The organism is Lysobacter sp. SCRH-1R, assembly GCF_057747855.1.
The window spans coordinates 2361854-2386825 of the sequence record NZ_CM173227.1 but is presented as its reverse complement, the minus strand read 5'-3'; the positions used below and the strand labels follow the sequence as shown (position 1 = coordinate 2386825).

Sequence of the window (24972 nt, the reverse complement as noted above, 5' to 3'; positions counted from 1 at the left end):
GCGCGCGGCGCCCGATGGCGGGGTGCTTCCGCCGCGCCGCTGCTGTCCGCGTTGGAGCCGGTAGTCCGTCTTTGGGCGTTGGCCGGTTCCGGCCTTCATCTCCAAGTCGTGACGCCGATCCGGAAAAGGCACGTGCGCGGGCGGCGAAGTTGGCCAGAATGCAAGCCACGTGCCGGCGCTTCCGCGGAGGTCATGAACGTCCTTTACCGCTTCGACGACTGCGTCCTCGACATCGCCAGACGGGAACTGCGGCGCAACGACGAAGTCGTGGCGCTGCCGGGCAAGGTGTTCGAGTGCCTGCGTCACCTCATCGAGCATCGCGACCGCGCCGTCGGCCGCGACGAGCTGGGACACGCCGCGTTCGGCCGCATCGACGTCACCGACGCGCATCTGGGGCAGGTCATCCTCCGCGCGCGGCGCGCCGTCGGCGACGACGGCCACGAGCAGCGCCTGATCCGCACGATCCCGCGTTACGGCTTCCGCTGGACCGCGCCGACCGAAGTGCGCAGCGCGCCGCTGCTTGGCGACGATGCCGCGCCGGTCGGCAGCCCGCACGCCGAGCCGGCGCATGTCGAACGCGACGCCGCCAACGATCCGCCTGATCCTACGGCGCACGCGTTGCCGGCAGCGCCTGCCATCGCGTCGATCGCCGATTCGATGTGCGCCGGCGCGGACACGATCGCGATGTCCGCCCCCCCGGCGAACACACCACGCCGCGCCTTCCGCACGCGTCCACGGCTGTGGTGGGCCGTGCCGCTGTCGGCGGCGCTCGCCATCGGCGGCGCGGGCATGGTGGTCACGCGCGGCACGGCGCCGGCAACCGCGTCCGCCCTGTCGCGCGCGCCGTCCTCGGCGCTGGTGATGCCGGTGGACGTGCGCGGACCGGAAGACGCGGCCTGGGCGCGACTCGGGTTGATGGCCTTCGTCGCCGAACGCCTGCGTCGCGGCGGCCTCACCGTGGTGCCGAACGAAAGCACGCTCGGCCTGCTCGGCCGCGCGGGCCCCGCGCCGCCGGACGCGCACTGGCTGCGGCAGGCCGCGAACGTGGACCTCGTGGTGGACGGCCACATCGTGCGCGATGGCGGCAACTGGCGGTTGTCGGTCGGCGCCGTCGACGGCCACGGCATCCGTCGCCACGGCGAGGCGCGCGACGCCGATCTGCTGCGCGCCTCGCGCATCGCCAGCGACCGCCTGCTCGCCGCGCTGGGCCGCCACGCGCCGGTCACCGGCGAGGCCGACCTCGACCTCGCCGAACGCACGCAGCGCGCCGAGGCCGCGCGTCTGGCCAACGAACTCGCCACCGCGCGCGACATCCTGCTGTCGGCGCCGCCCGCGCAGCGCGAAAGCCCGCGCCTGCGCTACGAGTTGGCGCAGGTCTACACGCGCGCGGGCGACTTCGCCGGCGCGATGGCGCTGCTCACGCCGCTGCTCGCCGACGCATCGGTGGACGCCGATCCGGCCTTCGTCGCCCGCGTGCTTGTCGCCCGCGGGCAGGTGCGCATGCGGCAGGCGCAGATCGGCGAGGCGATGCGCGACTTCGACGCCGCCGTGCACCTGCTCGATCCGGATCGCCACCACGCCGAACTCGGCCGCGCGCTGACCTATCGTGGCGTCACCCGCAGCGGCCTGCGCGAGTTCGACGCGGCGCTCGCCGACCTCGGCCAGGCGCGCATCCACCTGCTGCGCGCGCACGACGCGCTCGCCGTCGCCCGCGTGGACGCGAACCTGGGCGTGCTCGAACTCAACCGCGGCCGGCCCGCGTACGCCATCGACTACCTGCGCAAGGCGGCGGCGGTGTTCGAGTCCTACGGGGCGGTGCAGGAATTGCTGATCACCCGCTCGCACGTGCTGCAGGTGCACCTGATGCAACTGCAGTACGACCAGGCATGGGCCGCGAGCGAGCGCGACTGGGCGATGCGCGACCGCGTGCGCGATCCGGGCCAGCGGCTGTCGCTCGCGCTGGACCGCGCCGAGATCCTCATCCGCCAGGGGCAGTTCCAGCGAGCGCGGATGCTGCTGGACGATCCCGCGCTCGCCGACGCCGGCGCGCTCGTCAACGAACGCCGCCGCGCGTGGGTGAACATCGAACTGGCCTGGCGCCGGGGCGACGCCCGAGATGCCTTGCGGCGGGCCGACGCGATCCTCCAGGGCTGGTCCGAGGAAAGCTGGGACAACACGCGCGCCTGGGTGCTGCTCCGACGCCAGCAGGCCGCGCTGGCGCTGGGCGCCACGCCGCTGGCGATGCCGCCGACGACCCTCGATGCCACCGCCGAGGCCGGCATCGACCGCGGCAGCGCGGTGCCCGAATGGCTCGCCCGGGCGATCGCACTGCGTGCCGCCGGCGACGTGGGCGGTGCCGACGCGCTCTACGCGCGGGCGCTGTCGCTGGCCGAGCGGCGCGGCATTCCGTCGGAAATCGCCGACGCTGTGTCGGCCTACACGCCGTGGCTGATCGCGCGCGGCCGTCTGGCGGTGGCCGGATCGCTGGTCGGGCGCGTCGGCCTGTGGGCCGATCGCGACTACGAATGCGCGCTTCTGCAGGCGCAGCTGTACCACGCGCTCGGCCATCGCGACCTGTGGCTGTCGGCGCTGGAGACCGCCCGGCGCATGGCCGGCGAGCGTTCGATCCCCGCCGCACTGACCGCGATCCCGCGCCCGCGGGTGGTCGAAATGCCGGACGACCTGGCCGTAACCCACGGAAACACAAGGCGAAAATAAAACTGTAACGAAACGGTTGCGCGGTTGGAGTGCGGCCCGGCGAGGGGCGTGTGAAGGATCTGGCGATCCATCCACCCCTGGAGTTGGTACGCATGAAGAGAGTGCAGTTGACCGTCGCCGTGCTCGCCGTCCTGGCCTGCGCCGGCGTCGCGCAGGCGGCGTCGCCCGGGAAGGCAGAGGCCGCCGAGCAGCGTCGTGGGGTCGGGATCGGGAACCCGGGACCCGGGACCGGTGAACAAGGCCAGACCGAAGCCGATGTCTGGGCGACCACGCGGGTCCCCGGTCCCTGGTCACCGGTCCCGGCGTCAGGCCTCCGTTCCATCCTCGACGACATCGCCGGCACGCTGAGCTACTTCCGCGCCACCGGCGACGGCAGCGACAGCGCGCAGGCCACCGGCGGACGCTCCGTCGCCGCCGGTTCGGGCAGCCGCGCCGAAGGCCAGCTCTCGTCCGCGTACGGCGCGGGCAGCCGGGCGGCCGCTTATGGAAGCCTCGCCGCGGGCGCGAACGCGCGCTCCATCGGCGAATACGCCACCGCCGTCGGCAACGACGCGCAGGCGCAGCGGCTGGGCTCGACCGCGGTCGGCGCCGGCGCGCGGGCCGACGGCGATTCGTCCGTGGCGATCGGCGGCCAGTACAACTCCTTCCTCGGCTGGATCCGCACCACCGCGGCCGGCACGCATGCGGTCGCCCTGGGCGCCGGCGCGCGGGCCGATGCCGATTTCTCCGCGGCGCTGGGTCCCAACGCCGTCGCGAGCGGCGAGTTCGCTGCCGCCGTCGGCCCGGGCAGCCATGCCGCCGGCGCGCAGAGCAACGCGATCGGCCTCAACAGCGAGGCGCTCGCCGAAGGCGCGCTGGCGGCCGGCGCGAACAGCGTCGCGAGCGGCGTCATCGGCACCGCGCTCGGCTTCAACGCCGGCAGCGACGGCGAAGGCGCCCTCGCCGCCGGCGCGTACGCCGACGCTTCGGGAGTCGGCGCCGCTGCGATGGGTGCCGGCAGCGACGCGCAGGGCGCGTTCGCCACCGCTGCGGGTGCGAACAGCGTTGCCGGGGGCGAGCGCACGACCGCGCTCGGCGGCACCGCCCGCGCGGACGCCATCGACGCGACCGCCGCCGGCTACGCCAGCCACGCCGGCGGCGACGGCAGCGCGGCGTTCGGTGCGCGCAGCCTCGCGACGGGTTCCTCCAGCCTCGCGCTGGGTGCCGACGCCTCGGCCGAAGGCGCGTACGCCAGCGCCGTGGGTTCGTCGGCGATGGCGCGCGAGATCGCCAGCACCGCGATCGGCAGCGGCGCGTTCGCCCTGGCGCAGTACACGACGGCGAGCGGCTTCAACGCGACCGCCAGCGGCGAGTACGCCACCGCGTACGGCGCCGGCAGCGAAGCGGCGGGCGTCGGTTCCACCGCGATCGGCGGCTACGCCTACATCTTCAACGGCCACACCGGCGAGCGCGAACTGCTGCCGACGCTCGCCGCCGGGCCGGAAAGCGCGGCCTTCGGCGCCGGCGCGCAGGCATTGCAGTACGGCGCCATCGCGGTTGGCTCGACCGCCTATGCCGGCGGCGAGATGGCCGTGTCGGTGGGCGGCAGCGCGGTGGGCGACAGCGCCGTCGCGGTCGGTCGCAACGCGTATGCGCAGTTCTACGGAACCGCCGTGGGCAAGGGCGCGGCGGCGGCGGACCAGTCGGTCGCGCTGGGCGCGGGCTCGGTCGCCAGCGGCGTCAATGCGATCTCCATCGGCGGCGGCTTCGCGGAGGGCCGCGACAGCATGGCGCTGGGCACCCTGTCCTCGGCGCAGGGCGCGAACAGCATCGCGATCGGCGACGGCGCCATGGCGCTGGCCGACGACAGCATCGTGCTGGGCATGAACTCCGACACCACGCGCGCCGGCGTGCTGTCGGTGGGCTCGGAAATGCTCGGCACGCAGCGCCAGATCGTCAACGTCGCCGCCGGCACGCAGGCGCACGACGCGGTGAACCTCGCGCAACTCGAGGCGGTCGCCGAGGAATCCACCCGTTACTTCAAGGCCAACGGCGCACGCGACGACAGCGACGACGCGCTCGCCGACGGCGATTACGCCACCGCCGTCGGTTCGGCCGCGAGCGCGTTCGCCCTCGGTGCCACCGCGCTGGGCAGCGGGGCGATGGCGCTCGGCGAACAGGCCACCGCCGGCGGCTACGGCAGCACCGCGTCGGGTCTCTGGAGCACCGCCTACGGCACCGGCAGCCAGGCGCTGGGCGACAGCGCCACCGCCATCGGCGGGCAGATGGAAGTGGTGAACGGCACCACGTGGGAACACGAGATCTGGTCCACCGTCGCCTCGGGCAAGGAAAGCACCGCCGTCGGCGTCGCCGCGCGCGCGACCGAATACGCCGCGACCGCCATCGGCATGACCTCCGAAGCCGCCGCCGACGGCGCCGTCGCGGTCGGTGCGGCGAGCACCGCGCGCGGCGATCGCAGCATCGCCATCGGCAGCCAGGCGCGCGCGTACGAAACGCTGGGCGTGACGATCGGCGCGAGCGCGAAGACGATGGGCGAACGCAGCGTCGCGATCGGCGCGAACGCCACCGCGTACGACGAAGCCAACACCGCCGTCGGCCAGTTCGCCGGCACCGCGGGCCTGGACAGCAGCGCGTTCGGGCGCTGGTCGAAGGCGCGCGAGCGTGCGAGCACCGCGCTGGGCGCGATGAGCGATGCGACGGCCGAAGGCAGCGTCGCCCTTGGTGCGTACTCGCATGCCGATCGTGCGAACACCGTCTCGGTGGGCAGCGCGGTGGAGATGCTCGACAGCGATTTCCAGACCATCGCGCCGTTCCAGCGGCAGATCGTCAACGTCGCCGCCGGCACCGGGGACTACGACGCCGTCAACGTCGCCCAATTGCGCGACGCCACGGAGGAGGCGCAGCAGACCGCACGCCACTTCCGCGCCAACGGACTGGAGGAAGGCGACGAGGCGCAGGCCAGCGGCGCGCTCGCCACCGCGAGCGGCAGCAGCAGCGTCGCCAGCGGCCTGTACGCGACGGCGAACGGCGCCGGCAGCACCGCCAGCGGCGACAACGCCACCGCGCTGGGCGCCCACGCCAGCGCCGAAGCCGCGTACGCCACCGCCGCGGGCGAATCCAGCCGCGCGGCGGGCGAGGGCAGCAGCGCGCTGGGTTCGGGCAGCGTCGCGCAGGGCGCGAACAGCGTGGCCGCGGGGCATTACGCGCGTTCGAACGGCGCCAATGCCATCGCGCTCGGCAGCGAGGCGTCCGCCAACGGCAACGGCGCGGCGGCGATCGGCCAACGCGCGAACGCCATCGCCGGCAACAGCGTCGCGCTCGGCAGCCAGTCGATCGCCGATCGCGCCAACACCGTGTCGGTCGGACGCGCCGGCGGCGAACGCCAGATCGCCAACGTCGCCGCGGGCACGCGCGACACCGACGCGGTGAATCTCGCGCAGCTGCGCGCGCTGGGCAGCGAGTCGTTCGCCACCACGCAGGCGGTCGCGAACGCGCTCGGCGGCGGCGCGACGTTCGGCGCCAACGGGCAGTTCATCGCGCCGAGCTTCAACGTGATGGGCTCGTCGTTCGGCAATGTCGCCGACGCACTCGGCGCGCTCGACGACGGCATCGCCGCGCTGGATGCACGCGTGGACGGACTGGAAGCAGGCAGCGCATCGCCGGAATCGAGCGCACGCACGCTGCGCGCGAACGCGACGGCGGCGACGCTCGAAGAGACCCCGGATGCGAAGCAGGCGGTGCAGGGCACGCCGACGGCGTCGCGCGAACGCGTCGCCGCCGCCAAGTCCGACGCCGATGCCAGCGCGCGCGAGGTGCAGGCCGCCAATGCGAAGACGCTGACGGATGCGAAGGCCTACGCCGACGCGCGCGTGCAGGAAGCCCTCGCCGTGCCGATGGCCGCCGTCGACGACCTGCGCGCCGAAGTCGGCGAACGCTTCCACGAGCAGGAACGCCGCATCGACCGCATGGGCGCGATGAACGCCGCGATGGTGAACATGGCGACCAGCGCCGCGGGCGTGCGCACGGCAAACCGCATCGGCGTCGGCGCCGGCTATTCCGGCGGCGAATCGGCGCTGTCGGTCGGCTACCAGCGCTCGTTCGACGACAAGGCCACGCTGACCTTCGGCGGCGCCTTCAGCAGCGACGAAAGCTCGGTCGGCGTCGGTCTCGGCTTCGGCTGGTGACGCACGACGGTTTCCCGACCGGGCGCGCATTTTCGCGGATCCACCACCGCCCGGCCTTTTTCTTCCTCCAGGAGGTTCGAACGATGCATCCCCGTTTCCGTGTCACGCTCCGCCCGCTCGCGGCGTTCGTCGCGCTCGCGCTGGCCGCGCCGTTCGCGCATGCCGACGGCGACGACTGCCGCCACGACCGGCTGATCGTGCGCTATCGCGACGACACCGCCGCGCGTTTCGACGCACGATCGCACGCGCAGCCGCTGCACGATGCGATCCGTCGCGCCGGTCTGTCCAACGCGCGCAGCGCGGCACCACTGAGCGCGCGCACGCTGCGTCGCACGGCCGGCGGCGCCGAAGTGGTGAAGCTCTCGCGCCGGCTCGATCGCGTCGAAACCGCGGCGCTGCTGCGCAGCCTGCAGGCCGATCCGTCGGTCGCGCATGCCGAAGTCGACGACGTGCTGCGCCACACCGGCGTGGAGCGTCGCAGCGTCGCGCTTGCGTCGCCTCGCATGGCCGTGCGGGCCACGCCGGACGACCCGTACTACGCGCAATACCAGTGGCATTTCCACAATCCCACCGGCGGCATCCGCGCGCCGGCCGCGTGGGACGTGGCCACCGGCGAGGGCGTCGTCGTCGCGGTGCTCGACACCGGCATCACCGCGCACAGCGACCTCGACGACAACGTGCTGGAAGGCTACGACTTCATCACCGACGCCTTCATCTCGCGCCGCGACAGCGACGAACGCGCGCCCGGCGCGCACGACCTGGGCGACTGGAACGACGACGCGTCGCAATGCCCCGTCTCCGACAGCAGCTGGCACGGCACGCACGTGGCCGGCACGGTTGCCGAGAAGACCGGCAACGGCGTCGGCATGGCCGGCGTGGCGCACGGCGCGAAGGTGCTGCCGGTGCGCGTGCTCGGCCGTTGCGGCGGGTACGAGTCGGACATCGCCGATGCGATCGTGTGGGCGTCCGGCGGCCATGTGGACGGCGTGCCCGACAACACCACGCCCGCCGAAGTGATCAACCTCAGCCTCGGCGGCGCGGGCGTGTGCGACGCGCAGTCGCCGATGCAACTGGCGATCAACGACGCGATCTCGCGCGGTACCACCGTCGTGGTCGCGGCGGGCAACGACAACGCGAACGCGGCGAACTTCACGCCGGCCAGCTGCACCGGTTCGATCACGGTCGGTGCCACGCGTATCACCGGCGCTCGCGCGTCGTATTCGAACTTCGGCGCGCGCATCGACCTGGCAGCGCCCGGCGGTGGCGGCGCGGTGGACGGCAACCCCGGCGGCTACATCTGGCAGGCGTGGCACGACAGCCCCACCGCACCGGTGGAGGGCGCGGAAACCTACGTCGGCTACACCGGCACGTCGATGGCGGCGCCGCACGTCGCGGGCGCGGTCGCGCTGCTGCAGAGCGTCGCCGAAACGCCGCTCACGCCGGCGCAGGTGAGGACGCTGCTGGTCGACACCGTGCGCGCGTTCCCCGCCGGCATGCCGTCGGCGACGCCGCTGGGCGCGGGCATCCTCGATGCGGCGGCAGCGATCGAGCAGGTCGCCAATCCCTGCGAAGGCGACGACTGCGGCCCGCCGGACGCCGCGCCGATCAGCAACGGCGTCCCGATCACCGGCCTCGGCGGTGCGGCGGGCGAGGGCGTCCTTCTGGCACTGACCGTGCCGGCCGGGGCGAGCGGCCTGAGCATCCTGTCGTACGGCGGCATGGGCGACGTCACGCTGCTCGCCAGCTTCGAGGAGGAACCGACGGTGGAGAACGCCGATTTCCGCTCCGCCCGCCCGGGCAACAATGAAACCCTGCGCATCCCGACGCCGCAGGCGGGCGTGTACTACATCAAGGTGGTGGGATCGAAGACGTTCAGCGGGGTGAGCGTGCTGGCGAAGCACCAGTAAACGCGAGCGAACCCTCACCACGAATGCGGCTCCTGTAGCCCGGGTAAGCGAAGCGCACCCGGGGCGCTTCGCCCCCGCCCCCGCGAATGCGGGGGGGGCGTTTGCGCGCCAATGGCGCGTATCCCGCCGCCGTCACCCCGGGTGCGGCCTTCGGCCTTGCCCGGGCTACAAACGCTCGCTGCGGACGACGCTTCGGCTCAGGCGAAAGTCGCCCCCAAACCGGTGGTGCACGGCCGTCGCCGCGACCGTCGCGTGCCCGGCCGCGACGAATGCGGCTCCGGTAGCCCGGTAAGCGAAGCGCACCCGGGGCGCTTCGCCCCCGCCCCCGCGAATGCAGGGGGATGTTTGCGCGCCAATGGCGCGCACCCCGCCGCCGTCACCCCGGGTGCGGCCTTCGGCCTTGCCCGGGCTACAAACGCTCGCTGCGGACGACGCTCCGGCTCAGGCGAAATTCGCCCCCAACCGGTTGTGCACGTCCGTCGCCGCGATCGCCGCATGGCCCGTCGCGACGGAAATCTGGTTCAGCGCGCTCACCACGTCGCCGATGGCGTACAGGCCTTCGATCGAGGTCATCTGGTGCGCATCGACGATCAGCGCGCCTTCCTCGTCGCAGTCGGCACCGGCGCCCACCGCGAGCGACGAGCGCGAGATCAGCCCCAGCGTCGGATACAGCACGTCGAACGCACGCGTGCGGCCGTCGAATTCGAACACGCAGCGCTGTCCGTCGAACGACAGCGACGAAGGCACCGGCGTCAGCTCGACGCCATCGCGCGCCAGCCCGGCGCGGATGTTGTCGTCGATGCCGTCCGTGGTCGAAGGCACCAGCGCCACGTTCGACGAGTACGTACGCAGGAAGCGTGCGTGCGACGCCGACTTGTCGGCCGGGCCGTGCACGGCGATGGTCGTGTCGATGGCCTCGAACGCGTCGCAGATCGGGCACATGCGGATCGCGCCGCAGTCGATCGCCTGTTCCAGCCCGTCGACGTCCGGTGCCACGTCCTCGCAACCGGTGGCGAGGATGACGCAGCGCGCACGCAGCTCGTCGTCGCCATGGCGGATGAGGAAGCCGTCGCCGTCGCGATGCAGCGCTGTCACTTCGGCGGCGATGGTGTCCACGCCGAATTTGCGCGCCTGGTCGCGCATGCGTTGCAGCAGTTCGTCGCCGCCGACGCCCTGCGGGAAGCCGGGGCAGTTGCGGCTGCGCGGGATCCAGCCCGCGCGCGTGAGGCCGTTGTCGAACACGCGGACGCGGCGGCGATAGCGCGCCAGGTACGTCGCCGCGGTCAGTCCGCCCGGTCCGCCGCCGACCACGATGCAGTCCAGCACGTCGCTCATGCGCGTCTCCGTTTCGTCGCCGGATCGGCGAGCAATGCCTGCAAACGCGCCGCGTCCGTCACCGCATGCCCGTGCGCGGTGTTGTCGAAGATCGCCCAGCGCGTGCCGCGTCCTGCGCGCAACGCGTCGGCCAGCGTGCGCAGCGCGGCGTCGTCGTAGGCGCTGTAGTAGACACGCGGGGCACCGTGCCAGCGCCAGTAGCGCAGGCGCGCATCGCCGCCGGGTTCGCGTGATGCGCCGTCGGGAACCGGCGGATCAGCCGCCACGCGCGCGATGCCGTGCCGCTGCCACAGCGCGTCCGCGCGGGGCGTGAACCACGACGCATGGCGCGCCTCGCACGCGATGCCGACGTCGAAACGCCGCCGCAGCATCGCGAAGAACGTCGTCGCGATGCGTGCATCGAACATCAGGCTCGGCGGCAGCTGCACGAGCAGGACGGCGAGCTTGCGGCCGAGGCCGTCGACTTCGCCGGCGAAGCGGTCGAGTTCGCGCGCGACGCCGCGCAGCCGTGCGTCGTGGGTGATCGTGCGCGGCAGCTTCACCCCGAAGCGGAAGCCGGCCGGCACGGTTGCCGCCCAGCGCGCATAGGTCTGGCGCCGGTGCGGGCGGTGGAAGGAGGAGTTGATCTCCGCCGCATTGAAGCGCGTGGCGTAGCGGGCGAGCATCGAATCACCCGCGCCGAACAGCGACCGGGAAGCCGCCGGCAGCGACCAGCCGGCGCAACCGATGTAGACGTTGCGGGATGCCGCACGCATGGAGGTCCGCCGCGATGCACATGTGGCCATCGCACCATCGGACGCGTCGAAGCGGTGTCAGGGCGCGCGGCGGCGTGCGTTCGCGCCGCGTGCGGCGGGGCGGCGGGGCTCGAGGCGACGATCGACGTCGTCCAGTGCGCGGCGCAGGCGGGCGGTGGCGTCGTTGTCGCGCGGCGGCGGGGCGAGGCCGTCGAGCAGCGTGCGCGCCTCGTCGTTCACCACCTCCATGCGCAGGGCCAGCCCGTTGGCTTCGAGCACGGGCGCCAGTTCGTCCGCGCGGCGACGCAGGTCGGCCATGGTGTTGCGCCAGGCGATCTCGCAGATGCGCTGGCGGGCCGAGAAACTGAAGGCGTTGGTGAAGAACAGCTCGGCGTCGCCGGCGTTGGGTTCGAAGATCAGCTGGTCGGTGTCCGGATACTGCTGCGCGTAACGCGCCAGCCCGACCTGCATGCGCGATTGCAGCAGCGTGCGGAAGGTCTGCGAGAGCACCGCCGGCAGGCCGCCGGCGGCGAGGCTGCGGTCGTGGCTCACCGGCCGGCCGCTTTCGTCGTGGGTGAAGGGCACCAGCGGATTCAGGCCGATCATCAGGTCGACCCCGCGATCGAGCAGCACCGAGGCGTGCATCGTCCGCCGCAGCGCGCCGTCGACGAAGTGCCGGCCGCCGATCTCCACCGGCGGATACAGGCCGGGCAGGGCGGCGCTGGCCTGCACGGCGACGGAGATCGGCACCTCGTCCCAGCCGGGCGTGCCGAATTTCACCGCCTCGCCGCTGTCCAGGTCCACCGCGACCACGCACAGCTGCGTGTCGAGTTCGCGGAAATCGTTGCTGCGGCCGCGGCGCGAGAACACGTCCTGCAGGAACAGCTCGACGCGGCGGTTGTCGAACAGTCCGGTCGGCACCAGCGCGCCGAAGTGCATCAGCAGGTCCGACCAGCGCGCCTCGTTGCGCGAGAACAGCAGCTCCTGCCACCACTGCGCCGCCAGCCGGGGCAGCCGGACGGCGCGGCGCAGGTATTCGAAGATCGCCGGGCGCAGGAAGGTTTCCGGGCGGAACTGCACGTCGGTGCTGTCGCCGGTGATGAAGATGCGGCACATCTGCGCGGTGTCGATGCGGTTGGCGAGCCCGGCGGCGAGGAACGCGCCGCTGCTCACGCCGACGTAGCCGTCCAGGCGGGTGAGGTCCAGGCCGTCGATGGCCTCGTCCAGGGCGCGCAGGGCGCCGAGCTCGTACATCCCGCCGATGGGCCCGCCGCCGGCGATCGCCAGGCCGATGCGGGCCTGGCGGCCGGTGCGCGCGCGTTGCCGGGCCGGGTGGAGTGACAGCATGCGGGCGAGAGCGTCGGAGGTCGGCCGAGTGTAGCCGTCCGCCGCGCAGGCCGCGTCGCGACGGCTTGCGGGCGGGGCGCGGGCCGCCGATCATCGGCCGGGATGCCGCCGCGCCCGAGCCCCGTCCGCCGTCAGTCGCGCGCCGTCCCATCGCGGCGCCGCCCGCTGCGGGAGCGGCCCCTGCGCGAGCGGCTCGACCGGCTCCTGCGCGAGCACCAGGCGCTGCACGATCCGGCCGTCGAACCGCGCAACCGCCTGCCGTGGCTGCCGGAACTCCGCCGCTGGCAGGCGCGCCGGCTGGAGGCGAGCTTCGACCGCTTCCTCCGTGATCCGCAGCGCCGGCCCGCCGCACGGTTCTTCCTGAGCGACGTCTACAACGAACACGACTTCGCCCGGCGCGACGCCGACATCGCCCGCGTCCTGCCGATGATGCAGCGCCTGCTGCCGGAGACCCTGCTGTCCACCGTGGCCGACGCGATCGAACTGGGCCTGCTCACCCACGCGCTGGACCTGCGCATGGCGCAGGTGCTGGGCCGGATCGCGGAGCCGCACGGGCGCCTGGACGCGGCGCTGTACGCGCACGCCTACCGCATCGCCGGGCTGCCGCGGTTGCGCGCCTGGCAGATCGACCTGATCGCCCGCGTCGGCACCGGCCTGGAGCATGCGTTGCGCATGCCGGGCGTGTCGATGCTGCTGCGCCTGTCGCGCGCGCCGGCGCGTGCGGCCGGGCTGTCGGAACTGCAGGGCTTCCTGGAGCGCGGCTTCGAGGCCTTCGACCGCCTTGGCGACGCGCGCCGTTTCATCATTGAGATCGAGCGCGACGAACGCGAGGTCTCGCGCCGGCTGTTCGCGGGCGATCCGGATCCGTTCGACGGGACGATGGGGTAGCGGTGAGCGTCAGGTGAAGCGTTCGTCGAGCACGCGGCGGATCTCCGCCTCGATCGGCCCCTTCATCGCGCTCAGCAGGAAGCCGAGCTTGGCCGTGACGTGCAGTTCGCTCGGCGCCACGGCGATGTGGCCGTCCACGCCGCTGCGGCTGAAATTGAGCGTGTCGCCGCTCCAGCCGTAGATCATGCCGAAGCGGTCGGCCAGTTTGTCGGCCACGTCCTGCACGGCCTGGCGCGCCTGTTCCGGCGGCAGCGAATGCGCGTGGCGGATATCGATGTTCGACATGTGGGCTCTCCGGAAGTGGCCGGTATTGTGCGCGCCGCACGCGATGCATTCCAAGTGTGCGGGCCCCTGCCGAAGGTGCGCGGGCTTCTGCTAGATTGCGCGGACGTGACTGCCCTCCGCCTGCGCTTCCAGAACCGCGAACATGCCGACCTGTCCCTCGGGCCGGGCGTGCATGCCATTGGCTACGACCGCAACGGTCAACTGGCGCAGGTCGCGCCCGATGCCGCCGTCGCGCAGTTCTGCGTGGACCGTCGCGGCGTCTGGCTGCAGGTGCGCGAAGGCGCGCCCGGCCTGCACGTCAACGGCCGTCCGGTGAAGCGCATGGCGATGCTGCGCGTCGGCGACGCGATCTTCATCGACGGCGTGGAGCTGGTGCTGCTGGGCGGCGATCCGCTGCCGGCGCCGGCCGACTATGGATTCGCTGGCGGCACCGACTCGCGCATGCTGCTGCGCGGCGTCGCCGGTCCGCACCACGGCCGCAGTTTCACACTGGACGCGCCGCGACTGGTGGGCCGCGCCGGCGAGTGCGACATCCGCGTCGGCGATCCCGATTTCGCCGACCGCCACGCCCGCCTGGAAGCGCATGCCGATGGCGTGATCCTGCGCGACATGGGCTCGGTCGAAGGCAGCCTGGTCAACGGCCGGCCGGTGCGGCATGCGCTGCTGCAGGCGGGCGACCAGGTGGTGTTCGGCAGCCAGCACCGGTTCGTGGTCGAGGCGCCGATGCAGCGCAGCGTCGCGCCCGACGCGCCGGCGCCCAAGCCGCGCGTGCCGGTCGTGGAGGAGACGCGCGCGGCGCCGACGATCCAGCGCTCGGCGCGGCGCATTCCGTGGCTGCTGCTGGCGGCGATCCTGCTGTCGGCGGCGCTCAGCCTGCTGCTGCTTTACGGCGCGCGCTGAGCCTGCGCTTGTTCAGCGCGTTCCAGCCGCGCCAGCCCAGCAGCACCGCGAGGATCCCCGCGTACAGCGCGGGCTCGCGGACGTCGGATTTCACCAGCCACCAGAAGTGCAGCACCGCCAGCACGCCGATGGCGTAGACCAGCTTGTGCAGCCGCGCCCAGTTGCGGCCCAGCCGGCGGATCGCCGCCTGCGTCGAGGTCAGCGCCAGCGGCACCAGCAGCAGCCATGCGGCGAATCCGACGGTGATGTACGGCCGCTTGGCGATCTCCTCGAAGATCTGCGTCCAGTAGCCGCGCAGGTCGAGCACCAGGTAGGCGCTGAAGTGCAGCGTCGCGTAGGCGAACGCATACAGCCCCAGCAGGCGGCGGAAGCGCAGCAGCACCGGTTGTCCGGTGATCTGCCGCAGCGGCGTGATCGCCAGCGTCATCATCAGAAAGCGCAGCGCCCACAGGCCCAGGCGGTGCTCGATCTCGGCCACTGGATCGGCGCCGAGGCCGCCGCTGCCGGTCAGGAACTCCGCGCGGATCTGCCAGGCGAGGATCGCGGCCGGGGTGAGCGCGAGGGCGTGGACGAGGGTTTTGGTGGCGATGAGCGGGTTCGAGGCGCGTGGCGGCATGTGCTTTTTCTCCCTCCCGTTCAAGGGGAGGGCCGGGGTGGGGAGGGTGTCAGTCGGTGGGAGTGCAGCACGAAGGTGGAGAGCGGACACCATCCCCACCCAACCTCCCCGTGAAGGGGAGGGCTTCAAAGCGCCGCGCTTTCAGGACCACTGCGTCAGAACCACTTCTTCAGATCCAGCCCGCGATACATCCCGCCGACCTGCTCCGCGTACCCGTTGAACATCCGCGTGGGAATGCGTTCGGCAAACAGCTTGCTCGCGGTGCCGGCGATGCGGCGTTCGGTCTTCTGGCTCCAGCGCGGATGGTCGACGCTCGGATTGACGTTGGAGAAGAACCCGTACTCGCTCGGCTGTGCCTGGTGCCAGGCGGTCTCGGGCATCTTCTCGACGAAATCGATCGCGACGATCGACTTGATGCTCTTGAAGCCGTACTTCCACGGCACCACCAGCCGCAGCGGCGCGCCGTTCTGCTGCAGCAGCGGCTTGCCGTAGATGCCGGTGGCCAGCAGCGTCAACGGGTGCATGGCCTCGTCGATGCGCAGGCCCTCGCGGTACGGCCAGTCCAGCGACGGCCAGACCACGCCCGGCGTCTGCTTCGGATCGGCGATCGTGGTGAAGGCGACGTACTTCGCCTGCGCGGTCGGTTCGAAGCGCTTGAGCACGCCCGCCAGCGGCACGCCGAGCCACGGGATCACCATCGACCAGCCCTCGACGCAGCGCAGCCGGTACACGCGCTCTTCGGGCGTGAAGCCCTTCAGCAGGTCCTCCAGCGACACCTTGCCGGGTTTGGCGCAATGACCGCCGACGGCGACCGTCCACGGACTCGTGCGCAGGGTGCGCTTCGCCTTCGACGGGTCGGCCTTGCCAGTGCCGAATTCGTAGAAGTTGTTGTAGGTGGTGATGTCCTCGTAGCGCGTGGGCGTCTCGTCGGTACGGAAGCCCGAACGCGCCTGTCCGGGCGTGATCGCCACCTTCGGCGGCGCCGGCGGTTCCGCCTGGCCGCAGCCGGACAGCGTCATCGCCGGGGCGATGGAGAGCGCCGCGAGCAGCCGTCGGCGTTCGCGATAGACCGATTCGTCGGTGATTTCGGAAGCGGGAATCTTCAATGCATCGCGCAGTGACATGGCGGTTCCGGTTTTCGCGTTGTGGGATCGCGGGGAGGGCGGTTGCGTGGCCAACCATGCGCCCCGTCCACTATAGAGGGGCCGGATGCGCAAAAAGTTGCCTCCGAAACCATGAATCCGCAGGCTGCTGCAGTGCGGCATACTGCGTCGCTCACCCCTTCTTCGCCTTGCTGACCGGAGCCCCATGTCCCGCGCCTTCAATTTCGCCGCCGGCCCCGCGACCCTGCCCGAACCGGTGCTGCGCCAGGCGCAGGAGGAAATGCTGGAGTGGAACGGCGTCGGCGCCTCGATCGTCGAGATCAGCCATCGCGGCACGGAATTCATGGAAGTCGCGCGCCAGGCCGAGGCCGACCTGCGCACGCTCATGTCGATTCCCGACGACTACGCCGTGCTCTTCCTCGCCGGCGGCGCGACGTTGCAGCAGGCGCTGATCCCGCTGAATTTCGCCGAACCCGGGCAGGCCGCCGACTACGTCGTCACCGGCCACTGGGGCAGGACCGCGATCAAGCAGGCGCGAACCTACGTCGATGCGCGCATCGCCGCGGATGGCGAGGCGAACGGCTTCCACGACATTCCGCCGCGCAGCGAATGGCGCCTGACGCCCGGCGCGGCCTACGTGCACTACACGGCGAACGAAACCATCCACGGCGTGGAATTCCGCGATATTCCCGACGTCGGCGACGCGCCGCTGTTCGCCGATTTCAGTTCCTCGATCGCCGCCGAAGCGCTGGACGTTTCGCGCTTCGGCCTGATCTACGGCGGCGCGCAGAAGAACCTCGGGCCGGTCGGCGTCACGGTGGTGATCGTGCGGCGCGACCTGCTCGAACGCGCGGGGCAGCCGCGCGCGGACATCCTCAACTACCGCTCTCACGCGGCGGGCGAATCGATGCTCAACACGCCGCCGACGTGGAACTGGTACCTCGCAGGGCTCGTGTTCAAGTGGATGCTGTCCGAAGGCGGCGTCGAGGAATTCGCACGTCGCAACGCGCGCAAGTCGGCGATGCTGTACGACGGCATCGACGGCTCCGGCGGTTTCTATCGCAACGACGTGGCGCCTGCCGCGCGCTCGCGCATGAACGTGCCGTTCTTCCTGCACGATGCCGCGCTCGATGCGACGTTCTTGAAGGAATCCAAGGCCGCGGGGCTGCTGGCGCTGAAGGGCCATCGCGTCCTCGGCGGCATGCGCGCGTCGATCTACAACGCGATGCCGGAAGCGGGCGTGCGCGCGCTCGTGGATTTCATGCGCGATTTCCAGTCGCGATACGGATAAGGCTCTTCTAGCCCGGGTAAGGCCGCAGGCCGCACCCGGGCCAGGTGCCGGATCCCGGGTGCGCTTCGCTTACCCGGGCTACAGAAGCAAGAACACGGACAACCCCATGAAGAAGACCGGCAAGGCCGCACCGAAGAAGCAGGCCACGAAGAGCGCCTCCACCCGGGCCGCCGCTGCGGTTGTGCAGGCGAGCGACGCCGCACCGCTCGACCTCGCCACCCTGCGCGAACGCATCGACGGCATCGATCGCCACATCCAGTCGCTGATCGCCGAGCGCGCGCAGTTCGCCAACCAGGTCGGCAAGGCCAAGGGCAAGCTCGCCGCGGCGGTCGATTACTACCGTCCCGAACGCGAGGCGCAGGTGCTGCGCCGCGTGGTCGATCGCAACGACGGTCCGCTCAACGACGAAGTGCTGGTGCGGCTGTTCCGCGAGATCATGTCCGCGTGCCTGGCGCAGCAGGAGCCGCTGAAGATCGGTTACCTCGGCCCGGAAGGCACGCATTCGCAGCAGGCGGTCTACAAGCATTTCGGCCATTCGATCCACGGCCTGCCGCTGGCGAGCATCGAGGAGGTGTTCCAGGAAGTGGAGGCAGGGCACGCCGATTTCGGCGTCGTGCCGGTGGAGAACTCCACGCAGGGCACGATCCAGTCGACGCTCGACATGTTCCTGACCTCGAAGCTGAAGATCTGCGGCGAAGTCGAACTGCGCGTGCATCAGCACCTGTTGTCGCGCAACGGGCAGATCGAAGGCATCGAACGCGTGTATTCGCATCCGCAGTCGTTCGCGCAGTGCAAGGCGTGGCTGCGCCAGTACCTGCCGAAGGCGGAGAAGATCCCGGTGTCGAGCAACGCCGAGGCCGCGCGTCGTGCGCGCAGCTCCGATGATGCGGCCGCCATCGCCGGCATCAGCGCGGCGAATGTCTACGGCCTGAAATCCATCGCCGGCCCGATCGAGGATCGTCCCGACAACACCACGCGCTTCCTGGTGATCGGCCGGGAACTGTTCCCGACGTCGGGCAACGACCGTACCTCGCTGCTGGTGTTCATCAAGGACCAGCCCGGCGCGCTGTACCACGTGCTGGCGCCGTTCGCGAAACACGGCCTGAGCATGAACCGCATCGAATCGCGCCCCGGACACACCGGGCTGTGGCAGTACGCGTTCTTCATCGACATCGGCGGCCACGTGCACGAGGAAGCGATGCGCTGCGCGCTCGATGAACTCGCCGAATACGCGCAGGAAGTGAAGGTGCTGGGTTCCTACCCGGTCGCCATCGCATGAACGCCGTACGCGATCCCCAAGCCGACGCGATGCAGGTCACGCGCGACGAAGCATGGTTCGCGGCGCGTGCCTCGCGAGGCGTGCAGGGGTTGAAGGCGTACGATCCGGGGCACGATCTGGTGGCGTTCCGGAAGCGGTTCGGCGAGGCGAATCTCGTCGAGTTGGGGTCGAACGAGAATCCCTATGGCCCATCGCCCGATGCGCGCGCCGCGATCCTCGACCAGCTGCATGCGCTGCATCGTTATCCCGATCCGCTCGGCGCCGACCTGAAGCGCGCGCTCGCGGTGAAGCACGGCGTCGATACGCAACAGATCCTGCTCGGCAATGGTTCGCACGAACTGCTGATGCAGCTCGCGCAGGTGTTCGCGGGGTCCGATGACGAGGTCGTGTTCTCGCGTTACGGCTTCGCCGTGTTCGCGCTCGCGACGCAGGCCGCCGGCGCCACGCTGCGCATCGTGCCGGCCTTGCCCGACGATCATCCGGCGATGCCGCTGGGCCACGACCTGGACGCCATCGCGGCGGCGATTTCCGATCGCACCAAGCTGGTCTATCTCGCCAACCCGAACAATCCGACCGGCACCTGGTTCGGCCGCGAGGCGTTCGCCGCCTTCATGGCGAAGGTGCCGGCGCACGCGATCGTGGTGATGGACGAGGCCTACGCGGAAATGGCCGACGCGGACGCCGACGCGGCGACCGCGCTGCCGTTGCTCGCGACCTGTTCGAACCTCGCGCTGACGCGCACCTTCAGCAAGGCATACGGGCTGGCGGGGCTGCGCGTGGGCTATCTGATCGGCGCGCCGGGTCTCGTCGCGGTGATGGAACGCCTGCGCGAAAGCTTCAACGTCAACGGCCCCGCGCTCGCCGCGTGCGAGGCCGCGCTGGGCGACACCGCGCATCTGCAATGGGCGCGCGATCGCAATGCCGAACAGCGCGCCGCGCTCGCCGAGGCGTTCGAACGGCGCGGCCTGCGCGTGTATCCGTCGCAGACGAACTTCGTGCTGGTGCGCTTCGGGCCGCAGACGGTGCGCATCGAAGCGGAGCTTGCGAAGCGTGGCGTCGTGCTGCGACCGATGGGCGGTTACGGCCTGCCGGAATGCCTGCGCGTCACCGTCGGTACGATCGACGAGAACCGCCGCCTGCTCGCGGCCGTCGACGACGTGCTCGCGCAGGTGAACGCATGAGCCGGCAGCACTGGATCGCGCGCCGGGGCGAGCCGTTGCGCGGGACGATCCGCGTGCCCGGCGACAAGTCGGTGTCGCATCGCGCGGTGATGCTCGGCGCGCTCGCCGAAGGCACCACGCATGTTCGCGGGTTCCTCGAAGGCGAGGACACGCGCGCGACCGCACGCGTGTTCGAACAGCTCGGCGTCCGCATCGAAACGCCCAGCGCGAGCGAGCGCATCGTGCACGGCGTCGGCCTGCACGGCCTGCGGGCGAGTGCGGCGCCGCTGGACTGCGGCAACGCCGGCACCGGCATGCGGCTGCTCGCCGGCGTGCTCGCGGGGCAGGCGTTCGACAGCACGCTGGTCGGCGATGCATCGCTGTCTAAGCGGCCGATGCGCCGCGTGATCGATCCGCTCTCGCGCATGGGCGCGCGCATCGATGCGGAGGAGGGCGGGCTTCCGCCGCTGCGCATCCACGGCGCGCAACCGCTGGTCGGCATCGACTACACCCTGCCGGTCGCCAGCGCGCAGGTGAAATCCGCGCTGCTGCTGGCTGGGCTGTATGCGAAGGGCGACACGGTGGTGCGCGAGCCGCATCCCACGCGCGATTACACCGAACGCATGCTCGCGGCGTTCGGCTGGCCGATCGCGTTCTCGCCGGGATACGCGAAGCTCGCCGGCGGCGCGCGCCTGCGCGCGACCGACGTCAACGTCCCGGCGGATTTTTCCTCGGCCGCGTTCTTCCTCGTCGCGGCGAGCATCGTGCCGGGTTCCGAGCTGCGGCTCGAAGCGGTCGGCATGAACCCGCGCCGCACCGGCCTGCTCACCGCGCTGCGCCGCATGGGCGCGGACATCCGCGAGGAGAACGCGACCGAGCAGGGCGGCGAACCGGTCGCCGACCTGGTCGTCCGCCACGCGCCGCTGCACGGCATCGAAGTGGACGGCGAACTGGCGCCGGACATGATCGACGAGTTCCCCGCATTGTTCATCGCCGCCGCCTGCGCCGACGGCGCGACCACGATCCGCGACGCGGCGGAACTTCGGGTCAAGGAATCCGACCGCATCGCCACCATGGCGCAGGGACTGCGGACGCTGGGCCTGGAGGTGGACGAGCATCCCGACGGCGCGACCATCGTGCCCGGGCCGCTGGGCGCGGGCACGGTCGACAGCCACGGCGACCACCGCATCGCGATGAGTTTCGCGGTCGCCGCGCAGCGGGCGTCCGGCGAGGTGCGGATCGAGGACGTCGCCAACGTCGCGACCTCGTTCCCGGGGTTCGATGCGCTGGCCCGTGATAGCGGTATCTGGCTGGCCGCGGGCGCGTGACTTAGACTCACCGCGTCCCCTGCTCAGCCGCATTCCGCCGACCCAAGTGCAACGATCCGCCGACCCCGACGCAAGCGATTCCTTCGGCGGTCGAGCTTTGGCCCTCGCAAGTCCCGACACGCTGGGCGTGTCGCGCGCGCTGGCGTGGATCGCGCTGGCGGGCATCGCGTTCCAGGCGTTCTTCGCGATCAACGACCTGGGCCGGCACATCCCGAACATGCACCCGGAGTACGGCACGCTGGTGGCGCTGGTCGCCATGGCGTTCGCCGGCAAGCGGCCGTGGCGGGAACTGGCGGCGCATCCGGCGGTGAAACTGCTGGGCGTGCTGGCGGTCTTCATGATCCTGCACGCCGGCTACATGGCCTGGACGCTGGAGCTGCGCTGGTCGAACCAGCTCACCGTGGTCGCCAAGATGCTGCGCCTGGGGCTGCAGGCCTGCGTCATCGGCTGGTGGATGTCGGTGAGCCCGCAGGCGATCCCGAAGCTGCTGGGGGTGCTGATCCTGGGCCTGCTCGCGGCGGTGCTGTACCACATGCCCTGGGCGGAGATGCCCGCGATCTGGTCGGGCGAGATGCGCCCGCGCTTCGGCATCTCGCAGAACCTCAGCGGCATGATCGCCGCGGTCGGTGGCTGGCTCACGTTGTGCCTGCTGATCGGCATCTGGCGCGATTACCCGCGCGGCCGGCGGCGGACATGGCTGCTGGTGCTGGCGGTGCTCGCGTACGCGGGCTGCTTCTGCGTGCTGCTGTTCTCGCAGTCGCGCGGCGCGTGGCTGTCGTTCATGATCGCGGCGCCGTTGGCGATCGTCGGGTATGCGCTCACCCGTGGTCCGCGCAAGCGGCCCTTGCCGTGGCAGCCGATCCTGCTCGCGGTGCTGGTCGCGTTGCTGCTGCTGGTGGCGGCGCATCGCATCTTCGCATTGCGTTTCGACGGGGCGGACCAGTTGCTGCCGGCCTGGGCGGAAGCGCTGCTGGAGGACGCACCGGAGCCGGACGGGGAGAGGCTTGCGCCCGTTGCCGCACCGGCGCCCGCAGCGGACACGCCTGCCGATCAGTCGATCGCGTCACCGGAAACACCGGCAGCGAACGTCGATCCGCTCGCGCTCCCGCGCGACATCGAAGGACTGGACACCGCCATCCCCGGCAACAAGGCGGTGGGCATCCGCATGCTGCTGTACCGGATGGGCGTGGACCGCTTCCTGGAACGGCCATGGTTCGGCTGGGGGCTCGACACGATCCCGGTGCTGATCGACCGCGCCCAGCTGCCCACCGGCCCCGAGCACTTCGTTCACCTGCACAACGCCTATCTCGACATGCTGGTCGGACTGGGCGTGGTCGGTACCGCGCTGTTGTTCGGCGTGTTCGCGCTGCTCATGCGTGAGCTGTGGCTCGCCTGGCGAACGGGCATCGTGTCGACCGCCAGCTTCTGGGGGCTCGCGGGGTGCGTCGGCATCGTGCTGATCGCCAACAACTTCGATTCGCTGCTGTGGCGGTTCGAATACGCGCGTGCGCCGCTCGGCCTGCTGTTGGGCTGCTGCATGGCCTACGGGTTGATCCGCGAACGCCGCGCCCGCGAGGGTTGAAGGCGGCGTCCGCTGCGTAGCCTCAGCGCTGCGCCTGGAACTCGATCGGCACCATCACCGTTCCCGTGGTCGGCTGGCCGCCCTGCATCGCCGGGCGGAAGCGCCAGCGCTTCACCGCATCGACCGCCGCGCGATCGAGGTACCGCGAGCCGCTGCCGTTGGCGACTTCGACCTCGCCCGGCACGCCGTCCGGACCGATCTGCGCCCGCACCATCACCGTGCCGCTCTCGCCCCGGCGCAGCGACTGCGTGGGATAGCGCGGCGCCGGCGTGCGGCCGGCCAGCGGTTCCGGGCGCGAAGCGGCGGCGGTCGGTGCCGGAGCGGCCGGCTGGGGCAGCGACGGCGGAGGCGCCGCCGGGCGCGTTTCGACCAGGCGCGGGCGTTCTTCCTCGCCGGCCGGTGTCTGCTCGGGCGCCTCGCCCATGCCGCTGGCGTTGTCGCGCGCGGCCGGCAACGGTGCGGGGAGCGGGGCGTAATCCGGCGCGTCGGCGGTCGGTGGCGTGCCGACGCGGAACAGATCGTCGTCCTTGCGGCCGGCCGACAGCACCAGCGCGAACAGCACCAGCCCCACGACGAAAGCGAGCAGGACCCACAGGAACGAGCGCCCCGCGGGCAGCCAGCGGGTGAAGTCGAAGACGGGGCGGTGCGGCGCGGGAGCAGGAGTCGACATGCGTGAACCGGTGGGAAACCTTCCCCGATTCTGCCTTCACGCACGATCCAGGTCGTGAACATTTCGGCAATCCGTCGCGCTGAACGGCGCTTACACGCGATAATCGCGACTTCGATCACTCGTTCGACCGCTCCCATGCTCGATCCCAACCTGCTGCGCCACAACCCCGCCGAACTCGCCGCGCGCCTGCGCCAGAGCCGGGGGTACGACCTCGATGCCGGCGCGCTGGAGTCGCTGGAGTCCGAGCGCAAGCAGATCCAGGTCCGCACGCAGGAGCTGCAGAACCTGCGCAACACGCGTTCCAAGGCGATCGGGCAGGCCAAGGCGAAGGGCGAGGACGTGAGCGCGCTGATGGCCGAGGTCGCCGGCTTCGGCGACGAACTCAAGGCCAGCGAAGCGCGGCTGGAAGCCATCCGCGGCGAGATCGAGGCGATCGCGCTGACCATGCCGAACCTGCCGCACGAGTCCGTGCCGCAGGGCAATGACGAGAACGACAACGTCGAGCAGCACCGCTGGGGCACGCCGCGGACGTTCGAATTCCCGGTGAAGGACCACGTCGAGCTCGGCGCGCGCAACGGCTGGCTCGACGGCGACACCGCCGCCAAGCTCAGCGGCGCGCGCTTCACCGTGCTGCGCGGACCGCTGGCGCGCCTGCATCGCGCGCTCGCGCAGTTCATGCTCGACCTGCACACCGGCGAGCACGGCTACCAGGAAACCAGCGTCCCGCTGCTGGTCAACGCCGACAGCATGCGCGGCACCGGCCAGCTGCCGAAGTTCGAGGACGACCTGTTCGCCACGTCGATCGGCGATGGCGAAACGGCGCACAAGCGCTATCTCATCCCGACCTCGGAAGTGCCGCTGACCAACATCGTGCGCGACGAGATCGTCGAGGCCGACGCGCTGCCGCTGCGCATGACCGCGCATTCGATGTGCTTCCGCGCCGAGGCCGGCAGCCACGGCCGCGACACGCGCGGCATGATCCGCCAGCACCAGTTCGAGAAGGTCGAGCTGGTCACCATCGCCAAGCCCGAGGAAAGCTACGTCGAGCACGAGCGCATGACGCGTTGCGCCGAAGTCGTGCTGGAAAAGCTCGGCCTGCCGTACCGCCGCGTGCTGCTGTGCACGGGCGACATGGGCTTCGCCGCGACCAAGACGTTCGACCTGGAAGTCTGGCTGCCGTCGCAGGACACGTATCGCGAGATCTCGTCGTGCTCGAACTGCGAGAGCTTCCAGGCCCGTCGCATGCAGGCCCGCTGGCGCAATCCGGCGACCGGCAAGCCGGAGCTGGTGCATACGCTCAACGGCTCGGGCACGGCGGTGGGCCGCGCGCTGATCGCGGTGATGGAGAACTACCAGAACGCCGACGGCTCGATCACGGTGCCGGAGGTGCTGCGGCCGTATATGGGTGGGGTTGATCGGTTGGTGTGACGGCTCGGGCGCACTGAGCTTTTCCCTTCTCCTTCGGGAGAAGGTGCCCGAAGGGCGAACGACCGGCCAGGATGGCCGGGCAGGACATTCCGAAAGCCAGTTCCGCACCGCCATGGATGGCTGGCGTGATTGATCAGCGCCATTACTTCGCCGCTCAAGCGCTCTCAGCCCTCACAGGGAGAGGGGTTCAGGCAAAAAAAACGGGCCCGCGCTGCGG

General features: G+C 71.2%; 18 protein-coding genes. 11 read left to right on the top strand and 7 right to left on the bottom strand.

Annotated features, from left to right (window positions below):
* Positions 1-192: 192 nt before the first annotated feature.
* From AC3ANK_RS10755 to AC3ANK_RS10745, 3 genes are all read left to right on the top strand, one after another.
* Positions 193-2718 (top strand): winged helix-turn-helix domain-containing protein, encoded by a 2526-nt coding sequence (locus AC3ANK_RS10755; RefSeq protein WP_484171132.1) that lies wholly within the window; start codon positions 193-195, stop codon positions 2716-2718.
* Positions 2719-2810: 92 nt separating this feature from the next.
* Entirely contained in the window at positions 2811-6902 is a 4092-nt protein-coding gene (locus AC3ANK_RS10750) for a YadA-like family protein (RefSeq protein WP_484171131.1), read from the top strand.
* Positions 6903-6985: 83 nt separating this feature from the next.
* Positions 6986-8809 carry a S8 family peptidase gene (locus AC3ANK_RS10745; protein WP_484171130.1) on the top strand — a complete coding sequence of 608 codons (1824 nt, stop codon included), beginning with the start codon at positions 6986-6988 and terminating at the stop codon, positions 8807-8809.
* 441 nt (positions 8810-9250) lie between these two features.
* Here the strand turns inward: AC3ANK_RS10745 and AC3ANK_RS10740 are convergent, their stop codons facing one another.
* From AC3ANK_RS10740 to AC3ANK_RS10730, 3 genes are read right to left on the bottom strand one after another with little or no spacing between them, the layout of a single operon-like run.
* The gene (locus AC3ANK_RS10740; RefSeq protein WP_484171129.1) at positions 9251-10144 is read right to left on the bottom strand and encodes an NAD(P)/FAD-dependent oxidoreductase; all 894 of its coding nucleotides are present in this window, start codon (positions 10142-10144) and stop codon (positions 9251-9253) included.
* Complete coding sequence (locus AC3ANK_RS10735) at positions 10141-10929, bottom strand: DUF72 domain-containing protein (RefSeq protein WP_484171128.1); 789 nt, start codon at positions 10927-10929, stop codon at positions 10141-10143. Before AC3ANK_RS10735 ends, AC3ANK_RS10740 begins: the two co-directional genes overlap by 4 nt.
* 27 nt (positions 10930-10956) lie before the next feature.
* The gene (locus tag AC3ANK_RS10730) at positions 10957-12225 is read right to left on the bottom strand and encodes a patatin-like phospholipase family protein (protein WP_484171127.1); all 1269 of its coding nucleotides are present in this window, start codon (positions 12223-12225) and stop codon (positions 10957-10959) included.
* Positions 12226-12327: 102 nt separating this feature from the next.
* Between AC3ANK_RS10730 and AC3ANK_RS10725 the strand changes: the two genes are divergently transcribed.
* Positions 12328-13113 (top strand): DUF8198 family protein, encoded by a 786-nt coding sequence (locus tag AC3ANK_RS10725; protein WP_484171126.1) that lies wholly within the window; start codon positions 12328-12330, stop codon positions 13111-13113.
* A 9-nt stretch (positions 13114-13122) separates the two neighbouring features.
* On the opposite strand, the gene AC3ANK_RS10720 is transcribed toward AC3ANK_RS10725, so the two are convergent.
* A complete protein-coding gene (locus AC3ANK_RS10720) occupies positions 13123-13398 on the bottom strand; it encodes a polyhydroxyalkanoic acid system family protein (RefSeq protein ID WP_206860794.1) in 276 nt (91 codons plus the stop codon).
* Positions 13399-13503: 105 nt separating this feature from the next.
* Between AC3ANK_RS10720 and AC3ANK_RS10715 the strand changes: the two genes are divergently transcribed.
* Positions 13504-14298 (top strand): FHA domain-containing protein, encoded by a 795-nt coding sequence (locus tag AC3ANK_RS10715; RefSeq protein WP_484171125.1) that lies wholly within the window; start codon positions 13504-13506, stop codon positions 14296-14298.
* Here AC3ANK_RS10715 and msrQ read toward each other — a convergent pair.
* Both msrQ and msrP read right to left on the bottom strand, forming a co-directional pair.
* Positions 14267-14914 carry a protein-methionine-sulfoxide reductase heme-binding subunit MsrQ gene (gene msrQ / locus AC3ANK_RS10710; protein ID WP_206860792.1) on the bottom strand — a complete coding sequence of 216 codons (648 nt, stop codon included), beginning with the start codon at positions 14912-14914 and terminating at the stop codon, positions 14267-14269. The genes AC3ANK_RS10715 and msrQ overlap by 32 nt on opposite strands.
* A 155-nt stretch (positions 14915-15069) precedes the next feature.
* Entirely contained in the window at positions 15070-16038 is a 969-nt protein-coding gene (gene msrP, locus AC3ANK_RS10705; RefSeq protein ID WP_206860791.1) for a protein-methionine-sulfoxide reductase catalytic subunit MsrP, read from the bottom strand.
* Between the two features lie 184 nt (positions 16039-16222).
* On the opposite strand from msrP, the gene serC reads away from it, so the two are divergent.
* The 5 genes from serC (at position 16223) to AC3ANK_RS10680 (ending at position 22657) form a co-directional block, all read left to right on the top strand.
* A complete protein-coding gene (gene serC, locus AC3ANK_RS10700) occupies positions 16223-17308 on the top strand; it encodes a 3-phosphoserine/phosphohydroxythreonine transaminase (protein ID WP_206860790.1) in 1086 nt (361 codons plus the stop codon).
* A gap of 106 nt (positions 17309-17414) precedes the next feature.
* Positions 17415-18587 carry a prephenate dehydratase gene (gene pheA, locus AC3ANK_RS10695; RefSeq protein WP_206860789.1) on the top strand — a complete coding sequence of 391 codons (1173 nt, stop codon included), beginning with the start codon at positions 17415-17417 and terminating at the stop codon, positions 18585-18587.
* Positions 18584-19768 carry a histidinol-phosphate transaminase gene (gene hisC / locus AC3ANK_RS10690; RefSeq protein WP_206860788.1) on the top strand — a complete coding sequence of 395 codons (1185 nt, stop codon included), beginning with the start codon at positions 18584-18586 and terminating at the stop codon, positions 19766-19768. The genes pheA and hisC overlap by 4 nt, the downstream gene beginning before the upstream one ends.
* Positions 19765-21075, top strand: a complete 1311-nt coding sequence (gene aroA / locus AC3ANK_RS10685) for a 3-phosphoshikimate 1-carboxyvinyltransferase (protein WP_484171124.1) — start codon at positions 19765-19767, stop codon at positions 21073-21075. Before hisC ends, aroA begins: the two co-directional genes overlap by 4 nt.
* 97 nt (positions 21076-21172) lie before the next feature.
* A complete protein-coding gene (locus AC3ANK_RS10680; RefSeq protein WP_206860786.1) occupies positions 21173-22657 on the top strand; it encodes an O-antigen ligase family protein in 1485 nt (494 codons plus the stop codon).
* 22 nt (positions 22658-22679) lie between these two features.
* Here the strand turns inward: AC3ANK_RS10680 and AC3ANK_RS10675 are convergent, their stop codons facing one another.
* Positions 22680-23327 carry an energy transducer TonB gene (locus AC3ANK_RS10675; protein WP_484171123.1) on the bottom strand — a complete coding sequence of 216 codons (648 nt, stop codon included), beginning with the start codon at positions 23325-23327 and terminating at the stop codon, positions 22680-22682.
* A 135-nt stretch (positions 23328-23462) separates the two neighbouring features.
* Between AC3ANK_RS10675 and serS the strand changes: the two genes are divergently transcribed.
* On the top strand, positions 23463-24755 hold the full coding sequence (serS, locus tag AC3ANK_RS10670; protein WP_484171122.1) for a serine--tRNA ligase: 1293 nt from the start codon (positions 23463-23465) through the stop codon (positions 24753-24755).
* The last annotated feature ends 217 nt before the right edge of the window (positions 24756-24972 follow it).

Coding starts and splice junctions, on each gene's coding strand:
- msrQ (WP_206860792.1), bottom strand. CDS start 14,914: ATGCCGCCACGCGCCTCGAACCCGCTCATCGCCACCAAAACCCTCGTC.
- AC3ANK_RS10735 (WP_484171128.1), bottom strand. CDS start 10,929: ATGGCCACATGTGCATCGCGGCGGACCTCCATGCGTGCGGCATCCCGC.
- serC (WP_206860790.1), top strand. CDS start 16,223: ATGTCCCGCGCCTTCAATTTCGCCGCCGGCCCCGCGACCCTGCCCGAA.
- AC3ANK_RS10740 (WP_484171129.1), bottom strand. CDS start 10,144: ATGAGCGACGTGCTGGACTGCATCGTGGTCGGCGGCGGACCGGGCGGA.
- serS (WP_484171122.1), top strand. CDS start 23,463: ATGCTCGATCCCAACCTGCTGCGCCACAACCCCGCCGAACTCGCCGCG.
- AC3ANK_RS10720 (WP_206860794.1), bottom strand. CDS start 13,398: ATGTCGAACATCGATATCCGCCACGCGCATTCGCTGCCGCCGGAACAG.
- pheA (WP_206860789.1), top strand. CDS start 17,415: ATGAAGAAGACCGGCAAGGCCGCACCGAAGAAGCAGGCCACGAAGAGC.
- hisC (WP_206860788.1), top strand. CDS start 18,584: ATGAACGCCGTACGCGATCCCCAAGCCGACGCGATGCAGGTCACGCGC.
- aroA (WP_484171124.1), top strand. CDS start 19,765: ATGAGCCGGCAGCACTGGATCGCGCGCCGGGGCGAGCCGTTGCGCGGG.
- AC3ANK_RS10745 (WP_484171130.1), top strand. CDS start 6,986: ATGCATCCCCGTTTCCGTGTCACGCTCCGCCCGCTCGCGGCGTTCGTC.
- AC3ANK_RS10675 (WP_484171123.1), bottom strand. CDS start 23,327: ATGTCGACTCCTGCTCCCGCGCCGCACCGCCCCGTCTTCGACTTCACC.
- AC3ANK_RS10730 (WP_484171127.1), bottom strand. CDS start 12,225: ATGCTGTCACTCCACCCGGCCCGGCAACGCGCGCGCACCGGCCGCCAG.
- AC3ANK_RS10750 (WP_484171131.1), top strand. CDS start 2,811: ATGAAGAGAGTGCAGTTGACCGTCGCCGTGCTCGCCGTCCTGGCCTGC.
- AC3ANK_RS10755 (WP_484171132.1), top strand. CDS start 193: ATGAACGTCCTTTACCGCTTCGACGACTGCGTCCTCGACATCGCCAGA.
- msrP (WP_206860791.1), bottom strand. CDS start 16,038: ATGTCACTGCGCGATGCATTGAAGATTCCCGCTTCCGAAATCACCGAC.
- AC3ANK_RS10725 (WP_484171126.1), top strand. CDS start 12,328: ATGCCGCCGCGCCCGAGCCCCGTCCGCCGTCAGTCGCGCGCCGTCCCA.